This is a genomic window from Euhalothece natronophila Z-M001 (assembly GCF_007904085.1).
GTDB lineage: Bacteria > Cyanobacteriota > Cyanobacteriia > Cyanobacteriales > Rubidibacteraceae > Halothece > Halothece natronophila.
The window spans coordinates 1,840,690-1,858,829 of the sequence record NZ_CP042326.1; the positions used below are offsets into that span (position 1 = coordinate 1,840,690).

The 18,140-nt window shown below is 40.6% G+C and carries 17 protein-coding genes and 1 pseudogene; 12 read left to right on the forward strand and 6 right to left on the reverse strand.

What is annotated here, in order from left to right:
• Positions 1 to 125: 125 nt before the first annotated feature.
• Positions 126 to 1,004, forward strand: a complete 879-nt coding sequence (locus FRE64_RS08845; protein ID WP_246140424.1) for a DUF4351 domain-containing protein — start codon at positions 126 to 128, stop codon at positions 1,002 to 1,004.
• Positions 1,005 to 1,112: 108 nt separating this feature from the next.
• On the opposite strand, the pseudogene FRE64_RS17860 reads toward FRE64_RS08845, so the two are convergent.
• A pseudogene (locus tag FRE64_RS17860) lies at positions 1,113 to 1,237 on the reverse strand (IS701 family transposase); the annotation flags it as partial.
• 597 nt (positions 1,238 to 1,834) lie between these two features.
• On the opposite strand from FRE64_RS17860, the gene FRE64_RS08850 reads away from it, so the two are divergent.
• A complete protein-coding gene (locus tag FRE64_RS08850) occupies positions 1,835 to 2,101 on the forward strand; it encodes a DUF1830 domain-containing protein (protein ID WP_146295666.1) in 267 nt (88 codons plus the stop codon).
• A 51-nt stretch (positions 2,102 to 2,152) separates the two neighbouring features.
• Here FRE64_RS08850 and ilvD read toward each other — a convergent pair whose 3' ends face one another.
• Both ilvD and FRE64_RS08860 read right to left on the reverse strand, forming a co-directional pair.
• Positions 2,153 to 3,841: a dihydroxy-acid dehydratase gene (gene ilvD / locus FRE64_RS08855; RefSeq protein ID WP_146295668.1), complete on the reverse strand. Its 1,689-nt coding sequence runs from the start codon at positions 3,839 to 3,841 to the stop codon at positions 2,153 to 2,155.
• A gap of 258 nt (positions 3,842 to 4,099) precedes the next feature.
• Positions 4,100 to 4,288, reverse strand: coding sequence for a CPXCG motif-containing cysteine-rich protein (locus tag FRE64_RS08860; RefSeq protein ID WP_146295670.1), 189 nt, complete (start codon positions 4,286 to 4,288; stop codon positions 4,100 to 4,102).
• A 203-nt stretch (positions 4,289 to 4,491) separates the two neighbouring features.
• Between FRE64_RS08860 and FRE64_RS08865 the strand changes: the two genes are divergently transcribed.
• From FRE64_RS08865 to ygfZ, 8 genes are all read left to right on the forward strand, one after another.
• Positions 4,492 to 5,613: a site-2 protease family protein gene (locus FRE64_RS08865; protein ID WP_146295672.1), complete on the forward strand. Its 1,122-nt coding sequence runs from the start codon at positions 4,492 to 4,494 to the stop codon at positions 5,611 to 5,613.
• 237 nt (positions 5,614 to 5,850) lie between these two features.
• Positions 5,851 to 8,652: a type I DNA topoisomerase gene (topA, locus tag FRE64_RS08870; protein ID WP_146295674.1), complete on the forward strand. Its 2,802-nt coding sequence runs from the start codon at positions 5,851 to 5,853 to the stop codon at positions 8,650 to 8,652.
• Positions 8,649 to 9,632 (forward strand): protein-methionine-sulfoxide reductase catalytic subunit MsrP, encoded by a 984-nt coding sequence (msrP, locus tag FRE64_RS08875; RefSeq protein WP_222597905.1) that lies wholly within the window; start codon positions 8,649 to 8,651, stop codon positions 9,630 to 9,632. The genes topA and msrP overlap by 4 nt, the downstream gene beginning before the upstream one ends.
• Before the next feature lie 172 nt (positions 9,633 to 9,804).
• Positions 9,805 to 11,169: an MFS transporter gene (locus FRE64_RS08880; protein ID WP_146295678.1), complete on the forward strand. Its 1,365-nt coding sequence runs from the start codon at positions 9,805 to 9,807 to the stop codon at positions 11,167 to 11,169.
• A gap of 148 nt (positions 11,170 to 11,317) precedes the next feature.
• Positions 11,318 to 11,704 carry a ferredoxin-thioredoxin reductase catalytic domain-containing protein gene (locus tag FRE64_RS08885; RefSeq protein ID WP_222597802.1) on the forward strand — a complete coding sequence of 129 codons (387 nt, stop codon included), beginning with the start codon at positions 11,318 to 11,320 and terminating at the stop codon, positions 11,702 to 11,704.
• 12 nt (positions 11,705 to 11,716) lie between these two features.
• Positions 11,717 to 12,121, forward strand: coding sequence for a DUF309 domain-containing protein (locus FRE64_RS08890; protein WP_146295679.1), 405 nt, complete (start codon positions 11,717 to 11,719; stop codon positions 12,119 to 12,121).
• Positions 12,102 to 12,488: a hypothetical protein gene (locus tag FRE64_RS08895; protein ID WP_146295681.1), complete on the forward strand. Its 387-nt coding sequence runs from the start codon at positions 12,102 to 12,104 to the stop codon at positions 12,486 to 12,488. Before FRE64_RS08890 ends, FRE64_RS08895 begins: the two co-directional genes overlap by 20 nt.
• 6 nt (positions 12,489 to 12,494) lie before the next feature.
• Positions 12,495 to 13,463, forward strand: a complete 969-nt coding sequence (ygfZ, locus tag FRE64_RS08900; protein ID WP_146295682.1) for a CAF17-like 4Fe-4S cluster assembly/insertion protein YgfZ — start codon at positions 12,495 to 12,497, stop codon at positions 13,461 to 13,463.
• Here the strand turns inward: ygfZ and FRE64_RS08905 are convergent.
• Entirely contained in the window at positions 13,460 to 14,665 is a 1,206-nt protein-coding gene (locus FRE64_RS08905) for an MFS transporter (protein WP_146295683.1), read from the reverse strand. The genes ygfZ and FRE64_RS08905 overlap by 4 nt on opposite strands.
• A gap of 148 nt (positions 14,666 to 14,813) precedes the next feature.
• On the opposite strand from FRE64_RS08905, the gene FRE64_RS08910 reads away from it, so the two are divergent.
• Both FRE64_RS08910 and FRE64_RS08915 read left to right on the forward strand, forming a co-directional pair.
• Positions 14,814 to 16,301: a carotenoid oxygenase family protein gene (locus FRE64_RS08910; protein WP_146295685.1), complete on the forward strand. Its 1,488-nt coding sequence runs from the start codon at positions 14,814 to 14,816 to the stop codon at positions 16,299 to 16,301.
• A gap of 75 nt (positions 16,302 to 16,376) precedes the next feature.
• Positions 16,377 to 16,937: a CBS domain-containing protein gene (locus tag FRE64_RS08915; RefSeq protein WP_146295687.1), complete on the forward strand. Its 561-nt coding sequence runs from the start codon at positions 16,377 to 16,379 to the stop codon at positions 16,935 to 16,937.
• Positions 16,938 to 16,982: 45 nt separating this feature from the next.
• Here FRE64_RS08915 and FRE64_RS08920 read toward each other — a convergent pair whose 3' ends face one another.
• Together FRE64_RS08920 and FRE64_RS08925 are read right to left on the reverse strand one after the other, a co-directional pair.
• Complete coding sequence (locus tag FRE64_RS08920) at positions 16,983 to 17,318, reverse strand: MgPME-cyclase complex family protein (protein ID WP_146295688.1); 336 nt, start codon at positions 17,316 to 17,318, stop codon at positions 16,983 to 16,985.
• Between the two features lie 3 nt (positions 17,319 to 17,321).
• A complete protein-coding gene (locus FRE64_RS08925; protein ID WP_146295690.1) occupies positions 17,322 to 18,071 on the reverse strand; it encodes a pyridoxine 5'-phosphate synthase in 750 nt (249 codons plus the stop codon).
• Between the last annotated feature and the right edge of the window lie 69 nt (positions 18,072 to 18,140).

Consider the following 18,140-nt stretch of genomic DNA (forward strand, 5'->3'; position numbering starts at 1 on the left):
CGATTTTTTACAAGAGAAACCTTGCACGATTAGACTCTGTCTATGCTTCGCGATCGCGCTACAATTAAAATCAAAAAATGGAAAATCAAGAACCGATTGATCATGATTGACTATTCAAAGAATTAATTTCCACCTTTTTTCTCGAATTCCTAGAACTCTTCTTTCCGCAAGTTTTGGACTACCTCGAACCTGAATCAGTAACCTTTCGGGATAAAGAAGTCTTTACTGATGTCACAATGGGAGAACGCTATGAAACCGATCTATTAGCAGAAGTTCAATTTCGAGGAGAAGACTCTTACTTTCTGATTCATCTGGAAAATCAAGCCTCATCCCAAAGTAACTTTAACAAGAGAATGTTCCGTTACTTTGCGCGGTTGCATGAAAAATTTGATTTACCCATTTACCCAATTGTCATTTTCTCTTATGACCAACCACAGAAACAAGCCATTAATTCTTACCAAGTTGAATTTCCTGATCTCCAAGTCTTACAATTTAATTATCGGGTGATTCAGCTTAACCGCTTAAACTGGCGAGATTTTCTTAATCAAGCTAATCCAGTGGCTTGTGCGTTAATGGCAAAAATGAAGATTGCCCCCACCGAACGTCCACGAGTGAAATTAGAATGTCTGCGCTTATTAGCGACTTTACGTTTAGATCCAGCGCGAATGCAACTAATTTCTGGGTTTGTGGATACTTATCTGCGTTTAACCGCAAGCGAGTTAGAAGTATTTAATCAAGAATTTGAACAAATTCAATCAACAGTAGTTAAGGAGGGAATTATGGAAATTACAACCAGTTGGAAAGAACAAGGGAAACAGGAAGGGAAACAGGAATTAATGCTAAATTTACTTAATCGTCGTTTAGGAGAGTTGTCATCCCAAACCCAAGCCAAGATAATGAGTTTAAACAGTTCTCAGTTAGAGGAATTAGGTGTTGCTATGTTTAATTTAGAAAATGAGGATGATCTAAACTCTTGGTTAGCTAATTCTCCTACGAATAGTTGATCATAGTTATTGATACTAGCGACTAACCCTTTAATACTTAAAGATCATTTCAAATAAGCAATGGTAACGCCATTTCCCCCTTCATGTTGCGATATAGCAAGATGTTACTACTCCACAGAAAAAGCCTAATTTCTGGTTTCTTAGAAATTTGATATTTTTTAAACTGGGATACCAACTGTCCTCGGTCACTAGCTTCGGATTAACCCCCAAGTGAGGACTTCCGTTAACATTTCTTAAAAATAAATATTTCGCTTCCTATAGGAGAAACCGATTGATGCTATTCTGGGAGGCATGTGAATGGTACTAGCGACAAGCGATAAGATCCTCGCTGCTTCGGTTCCGAGGGGAAACATAAGGTGTAGTGTTCAAGACCGCACCGTGCAGTAGTAGAGGGTTTGCTAGTTTGTCTAATGATCCCAAACCTCAGCTTCAGTAATCCACTGCATTATCTTACCATTCTGTCAATGCGTAAGTCCTATGTACTTGCATCTGTTTGAAACCGATGCCTCTTTGACTTGATCGTTGTAGAAGCTGTCCTACAACAAGAGTGAATTTAACTTAAGGTTTTCTTTAGGAATACTTAAGAAAGTGAGTCAGAAACTTTTATCACAAGTCAAAAAACCTTGTCTGCTCTTGTTTCTATGCTATTTGATAGAGGCTAAATTCAATCAAGTAAGGTTTAATAAGGCGTATGTGCTAATTTGTACCTCATTTTTAATTTTTGTTTTTCTCTGTTAAGTTAAAAGGTATGGGGATCAAATTGATCCCTATTAGTAATTAATTTGTTTTAATTCAATCAGTCATTTAGCAAACTTAAGATATATAACCCAATGATTGCATCTCAACCTGTCAAAGATAAAAAAACAATGTTAATGTGTCACTTTTTTAATCACCGTAACCAAGTGGTAATTGCTCGCATTAGCAATATTCCTAATTGGTATTTGGAGAGGGTGGTTTTTCCAGCACAACGATTTTTGTTTGAAGCGCCTGAGGATGCTGTTTTAGAAATTCATGCCCCTGAACAAGGTACTATTCATGAAGATACGATTCCTTGTCGTGATCTTTGTATAGAGGTAGAACCAGACTCTATCAATTAGTCTGTAAGTAACTTAAGCATGGAGGGAGTCCTCCATACTCAGGTTTTTCAGTTATTGGGTCAGATTTAAATCAGTTACTGCCCCTAAGCTACTAGAAGAGACTAACCGAGCGTATTTAGCTAAAACTCCTCTAGAATAGGGAGGAGAGGGAGGTTGCCAGTTTTTCCGTCGTTCTTCTAATTCTTTGTCGCTAACGTGAACATGCAGCGATCGCGCGTAAGAATCAATGGTAATCGTATCTCCTTCTTGCACTAATCCAATGGTTCCCCCAACGGCTGCTTCAGGAGCCACATGACCAACTACCATGCCATAGGTGCCACCAGAAAAACGACCATCGGTAATTAAGCCCACAGAGTCGCCTAAACCAGCGCCAATGATTGCCGAAGTCGGGGCTAACATTTCGCGCATCCCTGGCCCCCCTTTTGGCCCCTCATTGCGAACCACAACAATATCACCTGCTTGAATTTTCCCAGCTAGAATCGCATCTAGACAGTCTTCTTCTGACTCAAAGACTCGCGCTGGCCCCGTAATTTTTGGAGTTTTTACCCCACTAATTTTTGCCACGGCTCCTTCACTGGCAAGATTACCTTTAAGAATGGCTAAATGTCCTTTTTCATACAGAGGATTATCCCACTGACGGATCACCTCTTGACCACTGGGAGGCGTGCTGGGGACATCTTCTAAAATTTCCGCAATGGTTTGCCCTGTAATTGTTAAAGCGTCTCCATGTAACAGATCATGTTCAAGGAGCATTTTCATAACTAAAGGAATGCCCCCAACTTCATGAAGATTGGTAATTACATATCGTCCTGAAGGCTTTAGATCACATAAAACGGGAACGCGATCGCGAATTTTGGCAAAATCATCTAACGTTAAATCCACCCCAATCGTATTGGCAATAGCAAGCAAATGCAAAACAGCGTTAGTTGATCCTCCCACAGCCATAATCACTGAAATGGCATTTTCAAACGCCTTGCGGGTTAAAATTTGACTAGGCAGAATTTGTTTGCGAATTGCCTCGACTAGTGTAAAAGCAGACTTTTCGGCACTATCAGCTTTTTCCGCATCTTCGGCAGCCATGGTAGAAGAATAAGGAAGACTCATCCCCATCACCTCAAATGCTGAGGACATAGTATTTGCCGTAAACATTCCCCCACAAGAACCAGCCCCTGGACAAGCTCGGCGTTCAATTTCTGTTAAATGGGCTTCATCAATTTTCCCTGCACTGTGTTGCCCAACTGCTTCAAACGCACTAACAATGGTTAAATCTTGTCCGTTGTAATGCCCAGGTTTAATCGTTCCCCCATAGACAAAAATCGCAGGGATATTCAGACGCGCCATAGCAATCATTGCCCCAGGCATATTTTTATCACAGCCGCCAATGGCTAAGACACCATCCATGCTTTGCCCATTACAGACTGTTTCAATAGAATCAGCAATCACATCTCGGGAAACAAGAGAGTATTTCATCCCTTCTGTTCCCATGGAAATACCATCAGAAATGGTAATTGTGCCAAACATTTGAGGCATTGCCCCAGCCTGCTTAAAACCAGATTCAGCGCGGATAGCTAAATCATCAATCCCCATATTGCAGGGAGTAATGGTGCTAAACCCATTCGCCACTCCTACAATTGGCTTATTAAAATCTTGATCTTCAAATCCCACTGCCCGCAACATAGCACGGTTCGGGGCGCGTTGTGTTCCTTGTGTAACGACCTTACTTCGTAAATTATCTGACATACTTGCTTCTCCAACATTCTCTTCTATTTTCCCTCTCCGTGAGGTAATTTGGAAAGAACTTCCTTAATTTGTTGCTATTGTTCACTAGTCATTAGTCATTGCTTTACGAAGGACAAAGGACAAAGGACGAAAACCTCATGAGAGTGACACTGCTATGACTCCTCCCTAATAAGAATAGGAAATTGCCAGTAAGAAATATTCGCTAAATTTATCAATTTGTCTCCAAAATTCTTTTTCAAGTAATCACTAATCGTTTGCTCAACTTTCGCAGTCAGTATGAATCTCTGCTTCTAGCGTCTCTTCATCAATACTTATGTATAAAATATTGGGATTACAGCAAACTTGACAGTCTTCCACATAGCATTGTTTTAAACCAACACTAACATCAATAAAGGTAGGATTACCTTCACCACAAAAGGCACAAATAAACTCAGCTGTATTTTCCATGAACGATGTTTGGTAGAATTATAAGCGGATAATGTTAGACAGTGAAATTATTAGTTAATTCTTGCTCTATCTTTTGAGAGAAATAGCAAGTTAAGCGTGTAACCGAACGCAAATAATACGGCTTTTACGGCAATCACTGAGCAACATTGTCTTAACATTTTGTTACGATATTGGTAATTGCATGAGAAAGCAAGGAATAAGCAATGAATAATAATATCAGAGTTGGCAACTTATTTGGCATTCCCTTCTATATTAACCCCTCATGGTTCTTAGTATTAGTTTTAGTGACTTGGGTCTATGGTAGTCAGCTACAAAATTTTCCGCAATTAGTTGGAGTAGCCCCTTGGCTATTAGGATTAGTGGCAGCCTTACTATTATTCTCGTCAGTTTTAGCTCACGAATTAGGGCATAGTTTTGTAGCTCTGAAACAGGGAATCAAGGTGAACTCAATTACCCTTTTTATTTTTGGTGGCATAGCCAGTTTAGAAGAAGATTCTAAAACACCATGGGGAGCATTGTTAGTAGCCATTGCTGGCCCTGCTGTCAGTGTTCTTTTATTTGTGCTGTTTACCACTATTAACTTCTCTGTTTCCCTCTCAGAACCTCTATCTGCTGTAATTGGGTTACTAGCAACAGTTAATTTAATTTTAGCTCTATTTAATATGATTCCAGGCTTGCCACTTGATGGTGGTAATGTCTTAAAAGCAATTGTTTGGAAAATTACAGGGAATCAGTATCGAGGAATTTTTATTGCTAGTATTGTTGGTCAATTTATTGGCTGGATTGCAATTGTATTAGGATTATTTTCGGTATTTGGCATTACTCAATTTGGTAGTATTTGGACAGCCTTTATTGGCTTTTTCTTACTACAAAATGCTGGACGCTCAGCCCAGTCTGCCACGTTGCAAGATAAGCTCAGTCGCTTTACAGCTGAAGAAGCAGTGAGTGAAAATAGTCCTGTAATTAAAGCTGATTTAAATTTACGAGAATTTGTTAACGAGTATATCATCGGAAAAGGAGAATGGAGCAAGTTTCTAGTCACTGATGAAGAAGGAAAGTTAATTGGTGAATTAAAAGTTGATGACCTTAAAATTATTCCTACTTCGGAATGGACAGAAAAAACAGTTCGTGAATTAACAACGCCACAAGAAGTAACTTCTGTAAAACCCAAGCAATCTCTTCTAGAAGTAGTGATGATGTTTGAGCAAAATAAGCAGAATGAGGTAGCAGTTATTGGGGATAATGGTGTTGTTTTTGGGCTAATCGAGAAGTCTGGAATTGCTAAGTTTCTCGATAAAAAGCAAGAAGAGTTAAAAACTGCTTAGTATCAAATCAATCAAAATTAATGAAATCGGAGCCAAGGCTGAAAAAGCCTATCGCCAATAGAGTGTGGATGGGGACTTCTCGGTGGTATCGGTTAAGTGGTATCGGTTAAAAAACTGTGCAATTCTAAATTTGATCTGATATTAGTAGAAGAAGTCTATGCTATAAATTCAGATTCGTTATCATCAAAGATTAAATAGCGATTTGCCGTTTAATTTACTACATTCTCCTGAAGCCCAATGCCTACTCTTGTCATCGTTGAATCACCAACTAAAGCCCGAACCATCCGTAAATATCTGCCCAATGATTATCGCGTAGAAGCCTCCATGGGCCACGTGCGAGACTTACCCTCCTCCGCGAAAGAAGTGCCAGCCAAAATTAAAGGGGAAAGTTGGGCGCGACTGGGGGTTAACGTAGAAAATGGATTTGAACCTGTTTATGTTGTTCCCAGTGACAAGAAAAAAGTTGTTAAGGAACTCAAAGCCGCCCTCAAAGAAGCCGATGAATTAATCCTCGCCACAGACGAAGACAGAGAAGGAGAAAGCATTTCTTGGCATCTTAAAGAATTACTCAACCCAAAAGTTCCTACCAAGCGGATGGTTTTCCATGAAATTACCCGTGAGGCGATTCAAGAAGCCCTTAACCAATGTCGGGATGTCAACGATGACTTAGTAGAAGCCCAAGAAACTCGGCGCATTCTTGATCGTCTCTATGGCTATACCCTCTCTCCCCTACTGTGGAACAAAATCGCACGGGGACTTTCCGCAGGGCGAGTGCAGTCAGTGGCGGTACGTCTCATTGTGGAAAAAGAAAGAGAACGGCGGGCTTTCAAAAGTGGAAGTTATTGGGACTTAAAAGCCACCCTAGAAAAAGAAAAAAGTGAATTTGAAGCGAAATTAATTACCCTTGGTGGGAAAAAACTCGCCACAGGTAGTGACTTTGACCCGAAAACGGGGAAAATTGCTAAAGGGAAGGATGTGGTGCTGCTAAAAGAAGCAGATGCGAATGCGCTAAAAGAGCGACTAAGTGATAAAGAATGGACGGTTAAACAAGTTGAAGAAAAACCCACTACTCGCAAGCCATCACCGCCGTTTACTACTTCCACTCTGCAACAAGAAGCCAACCGCAAATTAAAAATCTCAGCACGGGATACCATGCGGACGGCTCAGAGTTTGTATGAAAATGGTTATATTACCTATATGCGGACTGACTCGGTGCATCTGTCTGAACAAGCCATTAGTGCCGCTAGAAGCTGTGTAACCAGCAAATACGGTAAAGAATACCTTTCCCCAAAACCCCGTCAATACAGTACCAAAAGTAAAGGCGCACAAGAAGCCCACGAAGCGATCCGCCCAGCTGGAGAAAGTTTCCGTTCTCCCCAAGAAACAGGGCTACAGGGGCGAGAATTTGCCCTCTATGACTTGATTTGGAAGCGCACAGTTGCCTCACAAATGGCAAACGCGAAGTTAACTCAAATTAGTGTCACCCTTACTGTGGAAGATGCGGAGTTTCGTTCTAGTGGTAAACGCATTGACTTTCCTGGATTCTTTCGGGCATATGTAGAGGGATCAGATGATCCGGAAGCGGCTTTAGATAACCAAGAGGTGGTTTTACCGAACTTAAAAGAAGGCGATCATCCCAATTGTAAAAAATTAGAGTCCCTTGGACATGAAACCCAACCCCCAGCCCGTTATACGGAAGCCTCACTGGTGAAAATGCTAGAAAGTGAAGGAATTGGGCGACCCAGTACCTATGCCAGTATTATTAGCACAATTATCGATCGCGGCTATGTGCAAATGCGTGGTAATGCCCTTGTTCCAACTTTTACCGCCTTTGCAGTCACCAGTCTTTTAGAACAGTATTTTGGGGAATTGGTTGATCCTCATTTTACCGCCCGCATGGAAGAAACCCTTGATCACATAGCAGCCGGAAAAAGCGACTCTACCCCCTATCTGAAAGAATTTTATTATGGGGAAAAAGGAGTCAATACCCTAGTGGAAGAAAAGCAGAAAGAAATTGATCCTGATACGGCTAAAGCGGTTGATTTAGACGAAAACATTGATGCGAGAATTAAAATTGGCTATTTTGGCCCCTATCTAGAAACTGAAAGTGAAGAAGGACAGGTCAGGGCTTCTATTCCGCAAGATGTGACTCCTGCTGATATTAATCCTGAACAAGTAGAGGTTCTGATTCGCCAGAAAACAGAAGGGCCAGATCAACTGGGAACGCATCCTGAAACGGGAGAACCCATCTTTATCAAAATTGGTAAATATGGTCCTTATGTGGAATTAGGAGAAGCCACTGAAGAGAAGAAAAAGCCGAAACGCTGTTCGATTCCTAAAGGGACAAAAGCCGAAGATGTAACGTTAGAAATGGCAGTGGATTTACTTTCACTTCCTCGTCATTTAGGCGAACATCCTGCAACGGGCGCACCCATCAAAGCCGCGATCGGACCATACGGCCCCTATGTTGTCCATGATCAAGGAAAAGAGGGGAAAGACTATCGTTCTCTAAAGAAAGAGGATGATGTGTTAACGGTGGGATTAGATCGCGCTTTAGAACTGCTTTCACAACCGAAAAGAACTCGTCGCGGCAACCAAAAAGAATTAATTAAAGAATTAGGAAATCACCCTGATAATGATAAGCCCGTGAAATTATATAAAGGGCAACATGGCCCTTATGTTAATCATGGTCGAAAAAATGCCAGTCTTCCAGAAGGAGAAAAGCCTGAGAATATTACCCTAGAACGAGCGGTGGAACTTTTAGCAGAAAAAAGTAAAAGTACAACAACCAAGACCAAATCTAGTAGTTCGAGTTCCAAGAAAGCGTCTAACAGTAAAACTGGAACTAAAAGTAAAACAAGCAAGACCAAATCTAGTAGCAATTCGAGTTCTAAGAAAACGTCTAGCAGTAAAACTGGAACTAAAAGTAAAACAAGCAAGACCAAATCTAGTAACAGTGCCAACAAAAATTCCAGCAGTAAAACAGCTACTAAAAAAGGCGGAACTAAGAGTAAAAGTAGTACCACAAATAACAAATAATGATCATCCGTAATCCTAAACCTTGGCATAATGAACGCTCTCAAATTACCTCAAAACGCTTATATCTCAAGCGGCGACATTTTCTTAAAAGTCTCATTGGCGTAGGAATTGGGGCAACTGCATTTTCTTTAACCGGCTGTACTCAATCTGAATCTGAACAAGCCTTAAAAGCCAGTCTCAAACGTCCTAAAATTTCACCTCTCTCTACTAATCCAAATTTTTCTAACCTAGAACGTCCGATAACGGATGAAAAATTAGCAGGAAGTTACAACAACTTTTATGAGTTTGGAGGAAATAAATCTATCTGGTTAAAAGCCCAAGACTTACCCACAGAAGATTGGAAAGTGGAAGTAACCGGGTTAGTCAAAAATCCTAAAACTTATGATTTAGACGAGATTAAAAAGCAGTTTCCTATTGAAGAACGCATTTATCGCTTTCGTTGTGTGGAAGCCTGGTCGATGGTTTTACCTTGGGTAGGGTTTCCGATGAAAGCGTTAATTAAAGCCGTTGAACCTACCTCTAAGGCTAAATTTGTGCGCTTTACGTCCTTTTATGATGAAAAGATCATGCCTGGCCCCACGTTTCATTTTGGGGAACTTCCTTGGCCCTATACTGAGTCTTTGCGCCTTGATGAAATGGCAAATGAGTTAGCCTTTTTTGCCATTGGCATTTATGGGGAAGAATTACCGAAACAACATGGCGCACCGCTAAGGGCAGTTTTACCGTGGAAATATGGCTTTAAGGGGGCAAAGTCTATTGCCAAAGTGGAATTTCTCGCGGAACAACCCGCAACTTATTGGAATACATTGATGCCTAATGAGTATGGCTTAATTGCTAATGTTAATCCTGAAGTCCCTCATCCCCGATGGTCACAGGCGACAGAGAATTTTATTAGTGAGGGGCCTGATTTATCTTGGGAAATCAAGGAAACGCAACTGTATAACGGCTATGGGGAATATGTGGCAAACTTATATTCTTAAACTACTCACTTCGTAATTACATAGCCTTCTCAGTCACAATCAATGGATATAATTGACTGAATAAAAAAAAACTGATTGATTTTTTTTCTCACAGACGAGACAGTGCCACTATACAAATTCTAGAATGTTTTAAGATTTGCAATTTCAACATTCCCAAAAAGGATAAGCGACGATGACGACAGCAGAACTAGATCCCCCAACACAAGTATCAGCAAAAGCCAAGTTAGAGGAAAATTGGCTTTCTAATCCAACTTACGATCAGGATACGATCGCTGAAGCAGAAAATGAGAACCTGCTTAATGAAAATTCACAAAATTTGAGTTACATCACAAGCCCCTTACGCGTCAAGCTACAAATTGGGTTTGCCTTTCTCGCCTTTATTCTCATTGGGGCAAATGATGCCGTAATTGGAGTTTTATTGCCACGCTGGGGAGATTATTATCATGTAGATAAAACTACCCTTAGCTTTGCGTTTCTTGTGGGTTCTGTCGGTTACTTAATTGCAGCGCTTAATAGTAGCTTCCTTTCAAGCAAATTAGGGAACGTAAAATTTCTCTTACTGGGAAAACTGAGTTTTCTAGGCGGAATTTTAATATTTGCTAGTCAACCACCACTATATATTTTGTTGGGTGTTCCTCTCTTACTAGGCTTTGGGGCAGCAATTCTCGAAGCCGCATTAAATTCCCATTTAGCCAGCCTTCCCAATAAAACGGCTCTTTTAAACTATCTTCACGCTTTTTACGGGGTAGGTGCATTACTCAGTCCTTTTCTCGCTTCACAACTCTTAGAAGCTAAATTTAGCTGGAATATCATTTATTTTATTATTGCAACCGTCAGTCTCTGTCTATTACTCAGTATTCGTGCCTTATTTACGAAAGCTGATGCTACTACTACTATTAGCGAAGAAAGTTCTAATCAGGAAAATAGCCCCTTAAAATACCGTTTTGTTTGGCTATTTGCTTTCTTTCTCCTTTTCTATGCTGGTGCCGAAATTAGTCTAGGACATTGGAGTTATAGTTTTCTCACGGAATATCGTCATGAAAGCACTGCCTTAGCTGGTTGGTTAGTCAGTGGTTATTGGTTAGGATTAACTGTTGGAAGAGTTTGTATTGCGCCCTTAGCTCACAAAATTGGTAGTAAAAACATTATTAATACTTGTTTAATTGGAGTTGTTTGCGGACTCTTACTTTTTAATTTAGTTGCGCTGAGCTTTACCAGTGGTTTTGGTTTATTATTAACGGGTTTTTGCTTGGGCCCCATTTTACCCACTGGATTTGCATTTCTTTCTAATGTTATTCCTAGTCATCTTTTAATGGGATCAATTAGTTTTATTGCCAGTTTAAGCAGCTTAGGAAAAGCCCTCTTTCCTTGGTTAGCAGGTAATGTAGCAGAAGGCTTAGGATTACAAATGTTCTTACCCTATGTGATTTTGCTCGCTGTTGCGATGGTACTTTGCTGGCTAGTAGTTTTAAATCGGGCAAACACGCTGACTACAGTTCAGACGGCAGTTGAGTCTATGCCTCTCCTAAGAAACTAAACCGGTTGAAGGCTTGGGAGTTACGTCAAAATAAGAGCCGCTAACAGATTGATCTTTATAGGTGGAGTGAGGCATGATAGAAAATAATAAATCAAATGGAGTGTGACAATAGAATAATATTTGTCATTCTAGGAAGTTTTATAGCCCTATGACTGCAAACACTGAAAATCAAACTGAAGACCAAAATCCCAATGTTAGCGGCGACTCAGCCTTAAATCTAATGCGGAATTTTTCCCAGAAATATGCCAAACAAACTGGGACTTATTTCTGTGCTGATCAGTCTGTTACCGCCGTGGTAATTGAAGGATTAGCCAAGCATAAAGAGGAATTAGGTGCGCCCTTGTGTCCTTGTCGCCATTATGAAGACAAAGAAGCAGAAGCCAAACATGGCTACTGGAATTGCCCTTGTGTTCCGATGCGCGAACGGAAAGAGTGTCATTGTATGCTCTTTTTAACCGACGATCATGACTTTGCTGGAAACGAGCAAGACATTGATCTCGACTATATCAAAGAAGTTCGTGAAACCATGGGATAAGGCTTTGTCTTCATGCCTACTGCTACTTTTTGGCAAGGAGTAACCCAGTTTAATCAGCAACAGTTCTATGCTTGCCATGATACCTTTGAGGAATTGTGGATGGAAGCAGAATTGCGCGATCGCGCTTTTTATCAAGGACTATTGCAGATTGCCGTTGGCTGCTACCACCTCAGTAATTTGAACTGGCGGGGGGCAGTCACCTTATTAGGAGAAGGAATTGGACGCTTAGAAGAGTACGAACCGACTTATTTCCAAATTGATGTTACCCAACTCCTTGATCAAAGTAGCGCGTTACTAGAGTCTTTGCAAGACATTGGCGAAGAAAATATTGAGGCTTGGGTAAATTCTATCCAAGCCCCTTCTTTGCCGACGATTATTACTGTGCAAGGGGAAAATTATGATTCCGAAACTGAGTAATTCCCAAGCATGGGAACAAGCCCAATTACTGATGCAACCAGCTTATATTCGGGTAGTCGATAATTTACGGAAAGCCCTTGAAGACTCAGCATGGCGAGAAAGTTATCAAGAAGTAGAAACCCCAATTCCAGGGTATGAACTCTGCTTGAGTAAGCAAGGTCAAGATATTAAAGTTAGCTTATGGGAACTGTGTTTTGAAGTTTGTTTTCAAGACTATCAACGGGGAAGTGTTCCCCCAGACTCAGAATTACAAGTTGATATTGATACAGGATTATTTGATACCGAAACAGGAGAAGTAGATTGGGAAAAACTTGATCAAAAAGCCCAAGCTAAAATTGAAAATTTATTTTCCAGTTTAGAAAAATAAAAGCCTATGAGTTCTTATTCCGACCTTAAAAAAACTGCTCAAAAAGAAGTAGCAAGTTACCATGCTTCCGAGCAAGGAATTATTGAATTAACAGGAGAAGATAGTTTTAATTTTCTCCACAATCAAAGCACCAATGAAATTAAAAGTCTCAAAGCGGGACAAGGATGCAATACTGTTTTTGTGAATTCCACTGCTCGTAATCTTGATTTAGCGACGGTTTATGTGGGTAAGGATAAAATAATATTATTAGTTTCTCCCAATCGGACGCAATTTCTCATGGAGTGGCTAGATCGCTATCTTTTCCCTATGGATCAGGTGAAGCTAAAGAATGTTTCCCAAGAAAATGCTGTTTTCTATCTCTACGGCGAAAAAAGTTCAGCTCTTTTAGAAAAATGGGGATTAAATCCTCTCAAGGATCAACCATTTGCCAGCCATGAAATGAGAGAAATTAATGGCATTTCTGTCCGAGTTGCACTGGGAACTGATTTAGGCTTAACTGGTTATACCTTGATTCTGTCTTCTCAACAAGCCAGCAACTTCCAAGAGATGTTAAGCAATGCTGGCGTTACTTCCCTTTCTCCAGAAGTGTGGGAAGAATTGAGCCTAGAACAGGGACGACCACTCCCCGACTACGAGCTTACAGAAGATTATAACCCCCTAGAAGCTGGACTGTGGAAAGCCATTTCCTTTGATAAAGGCTGCTATATTGGTCAAGAGACGATCGCGCGACTGAATACATATCAAGGAGTTAAACAACGGCTATGGGGGCTAGAATTATCACAACCCGTTACGCCAGAAACCCCCATCACCGTAGAAGGGAAAAAAGTAGGCAAATTAACCCGTATCCTAGAAACAGAAGAAGGGGTCAAAGGATTAGGCTATATTCGCACTAAAGCAGGCGGAGAAGGCTTAACGGTGCAAGTAGGAGACGCAACCGCAAAGGTAGTGGCTGTTCCTTTTGTAACCCATCTTTAATTGCTCGATAAAGACTCAGAAGGGGTGAGGGCATCTTTCGTACTGGCTATCAAGGCAAATACAGCAACTACGCCTAAAATGCCACTAGCAAGGGCATAAGTGCCACTTGCCCCTACCCATTGGATAGCAGTTTGACTGGCAAATGGGGAAAGAAACTCGCCAATATAGAACGCTGTGGTTAACCCGCCTAAAGCACGACCTCGAATTTTTGGCTCAACGGCTTGGGTTAGCCAAACTTTGCAGTTAGGGAAGAGTAAACCGAAGCCTAAACCACTAATAGCTAATCCGAAAACAATGAATTTGAAATTGGGAGCGACTGCAATAATAGTATGCCCAACACAGGCTAATCCAAACGCGATCGCGAGAATATTAACAAAACTCAACCTTGCCTTAACTCGACCATAAACAATTGAAATCCCAGCCTGACAAAATGTCAGGGTAGAAAGGGCAAATCCACTTAAAGAGGCAGGTAGATCAAAGGATGAACGCAGATAAAACGGTAACTGAACAGGAGTAAGATAAAACAAGAACATATGCAACAATTCCACCCCATAAATTACCCCCAACGTTAATAGGGGAAGTTGCGCCCAAGGAATCTGAGTTTGTGAGTTATCCGAATCTTCAATCTCATCAATCGGTTCACTCAGCCATAACACCATGAAAGGTACTAAAACTAAAGGAGACAGGTAAATTAAAAACGGAGTACGCCAGCTAATATCTGCCAACACCCCACTAACAGAAAGAACAACCACCCCCACAGCTGCAATGCAAGTAGATTGTAACCCCATTAAAGTTGATCGGGCTTGATCTTCATAATAATCAGCAATGAGCGTGGTAATACTGGTAATGACGGTTGCTACTGCAAAACCTAAAATAACCCGGGTTAACAGCAACATCGTCAGACTATCTAAAATATAACCCGCTCCTCCAGAAAGACTAGCTAAAATAACCGCTGCAATTAACAGAGGTTTACGTCCCAGGCGATCAATTAATTGACCTGTTACCACTCCTCCGATAATAATTGAAAGTGCTGGCATGGTTAAAACTAGTCTTACCCAGTACTCAGAATTATTGATATGGGAAAAATAATCTTGAATTGCTGGTAATGCTGGAGAAATTGCAGAACTGGGTAAAATAACTAAAGGACTTGCTCCAAGGAGAACTGCCTTCACCTTCAGGGAGTTGGGATTAAATTCAGACATGGTTGAGGAGAGTAAATAATTGCCTTACTTCTCTTACTTGTAACATTTCTTCATATTATTGACCTCATTCTTAGCATAGATGCACTGGTGTGACTGAAACTGTTATAACCAAGTAGGTGTAAATTTTTGTAAATTCAAACTAGGAGTTATGACTTCCTTAGCCAGTAATGCCACTCCCGAACAAGAAAAGCCCTATTCTAAAAAACAATGGCAACGAGGATATGACTCGCAACGGCGAGAAGAAAGTTACGAGTTAGAACTAATTTCTGGGGCGGTTCCCAAGGCGTTACAGGGAACATTATTTCGGAATGGGCCAGGGTTACTCGATATTAATGGCATTCCTGTGCAACATCCCTTTGATGGCGATGGCATGATTTGTAAATTTTCGTTTCAAGAAGGGAAAGTTCATTTTCAAAACCGCTTTGTTCGCACTCAGGGCTTTATCGAAGAACAAGAGGCAGGAACCATTTTATATCGGAATGTTTTTGGGACTCAAAAACCCGGAGGATGGCTTCAAAATGCTTTTGATTTTAAGCAAAAAAATATTGCTAATACTAATGTTATTTATTGGGGAAATAAACTCCTTGCTTTATGGGAAGGTGGTTTACCTCATCGTTTAGATCCCAAAACTTTAGAAACTCTCGGAATTGATAAGCTTCATGGCATTTTAGGCGAAAAAGATGCCTTTGCCGCTCATCCTTGGATTGAACCTCAATCGGCTCTTAATAATAATCAGCCCTGTTTAATTAATTTTTATATTGAACCTGGTTTATCCACAACTATTCACACTTATGATTTTGATGCCAACTTCAATCTTTTAAGAAAACAAAGTCATAATGTGCCTGGGTTTGCATTTATTCATGATTTTGCCATTACGCCTAATTACTATATCTTTTTCCAAAATCCTGTGAAATTTAATCCGATTCCCTTTGCTTTAGGGCTACGAGGCGCAGGAGAATGTATTAAGTTTCATCCTGAAGAAAATAGTCAAGTTTGGGTCATTCCCCGAAATACAAATAGCGGTGAAAGCGTTAAGAAGTTAGAAGTTAATGCGGGATTTATTTTTCATCATGGTAATGCTTTTGAGATAAATAATCAGCAGTTATGTGTTGACTCTATTTGTTATGCTGATTTCCCAGAAGTTGATCCTGATTCTGATTTCAGAGATGTTGATTTTGAGGCTCTACACCCCGGTCAATTATGGCGATTTACTCTCAATTTAGAAACACAAGTAGTTGATAAAGAGTTAGTAGAACCCCGTTGTTGTGAGTTTCCAGCAGTTCATCCCAATAAAGTGGGGCAACCCTATCGCTATTTATTTATGGCAACGGCTCATCAATCAATCGGTAATGCTCCCTTACAAGGAATCTTAAAATATGACTGGCAAACCCAAGAGCATCTCGTATGGAGTAATGCCCCCCATGGGTTTGTTAGCGAACCCACTTTTGTTCCTAAACCTGATAGTCAAACAGAAGATGAGGGTTGGGTGTTGACCTTAGTTTACAATGGGAAAAAACATTGTTCAGAGTTCGTAATTTTAGAAGGAAAAACATTAGAAGAAATAGCACGATTGGGCTTAAAATATCATATTCCTTATGGGTTACATGGCAGTTGGATCTCTCAAGTAATTTCATGACTAAAATTTGATAAAATTGTAAAGCCAAATCGAAGATAATTAGAACAAAATTAAGGAATAGAGGAGTAATTCATTATGCTAATGAAAGCTAAAGAAATTATGAACCCAAATGTGGTAAAAGTTAAAGGATCAGCCACAATTTCTGAAGCAGTGCAATTAATGAGAGATAACAATATCCGTTGTTTAATTGTGGATCGTCGTCGGGAGGATGATGCTTATGGGATTATTACTGAAACCGATATTGTGAAGCAAGTGGCGGCTTACGGAAAAGATCCTCAACAGATGAGAGTGTATGAGGTAATGACAAAACCTTGTGTAGTGGTAAATCCTGATTTAGGGGTAGAATATGTTGCTCGTTTATTTAGTCAACTCAATATTCATCATGCCCCTGTGATTCAAAAAGAATTGTTAGGGTTAATTTCTACCTCTGATATTCTGCGTAAAGGCGACTTCGTAGAAAAACCGAAAGAGAAAATTTTAGCCGAAGAGATTCAAAATGCTATCGCAAAAGCCCGTGATGTATGTAAAAACCAAGGTGATACTTCTGCTGAATGTGCCGTAGCTTGGGATGTGGTAGAGGAATTACAAGCTGAAGCCTCTCACCAGAAAGCAGAAAAAATTTATCATCAACAGTAATTAAAGCCTCCCTGCTACTTTCAGTTAGACAGGGAGGTTTGTCCCTTAGGCACTTTTTTCGACTTCAAGTGAAGCTAGGGGATCGCTGATACTCTCAGAGGGAGCTTCAAAACTTCCTGTTAAGACATATTCTAAGCGTAACTTGAGCCAGTTAATAAAATGAACATCGGTAGAAATTACAGCAACCGAGGGCTGAGGGCATTTCTCCTTAACTGATTTCATCTCTGGTGCTTCTAAGAATGCTGGTTGTTTCACTAACCAAAAGTCAATTTCTTTGTTCTGTTCTTCATAGTAGCGATATCGTTCTTCTAAGACTTCTTGGAAGGGTTCTTCTTCTAAGAGAAATTTTTGACTGGCTAAAACGTAGTAGTAGGTTTGCATGGTTTAACTCCTGATAATATCTTTCATTTCGCGGACGGCTCGTTCTAATCCCACTAAGACAGCGCGACTAATGATGCTATGACCAATATTAAGTTCTTCCATGCCTGGAATACAAGCAATGGGGTAAACATTCTGATAGGTTAAACCGTGTCCGGCGTTAAGTCGTAAGCCAAGAGAAAGAGCGCGATCGCTGGCTTGGGTTAAATGAGCGAGTTCTTCTTTGCGAGTGGCTTCGGTTTTAGCTTCAGCATAACGCCCAGTGTGCAACTCAATTAACTGCGCCCCAGTTTCAGCAGCGGCTTTGATTTGGGTTTCTTCAGGATCAATAAACCAACTGACAGGAATGCCAGCCCCTTGTAGTTTTTCCACTAATTGGGTCATTCTGGAGAAATCGCCTGCTACGTCTAACCCTCCTTCTGTGGTCACTTCCTCTCGTTTTTCAGGAACAACGGTCACATAATCAGGCTTAATCTCTAGGGCAATGGCAATCATTTCTGCGGTAGGAGCCATTTCTAAGTTTAAGTGGGTTTGTACTGTTTCTCTGAGAATCCGTACATCGCGATCTTGAATATGACGGCGATCTTCTCGCAGATGAACGGTAATGCCATCAGCACCACCTAATTCAGCAAAGACAGCTGCTGCAACAGGATCAGGTTCTGTCGTCCGTCTTGCCTGTCGAATTGTGGCAATATGGTCAATATTTACCCCAAGGGTGATCGGGGGATGGGAAGCCTTGGAATCTGGATTAGTCATCTTTTCCCGATATTAAAAATAAGCCCATTTAAAATAACATCATTCCTGAAACATTGGAAATGCAGAGGC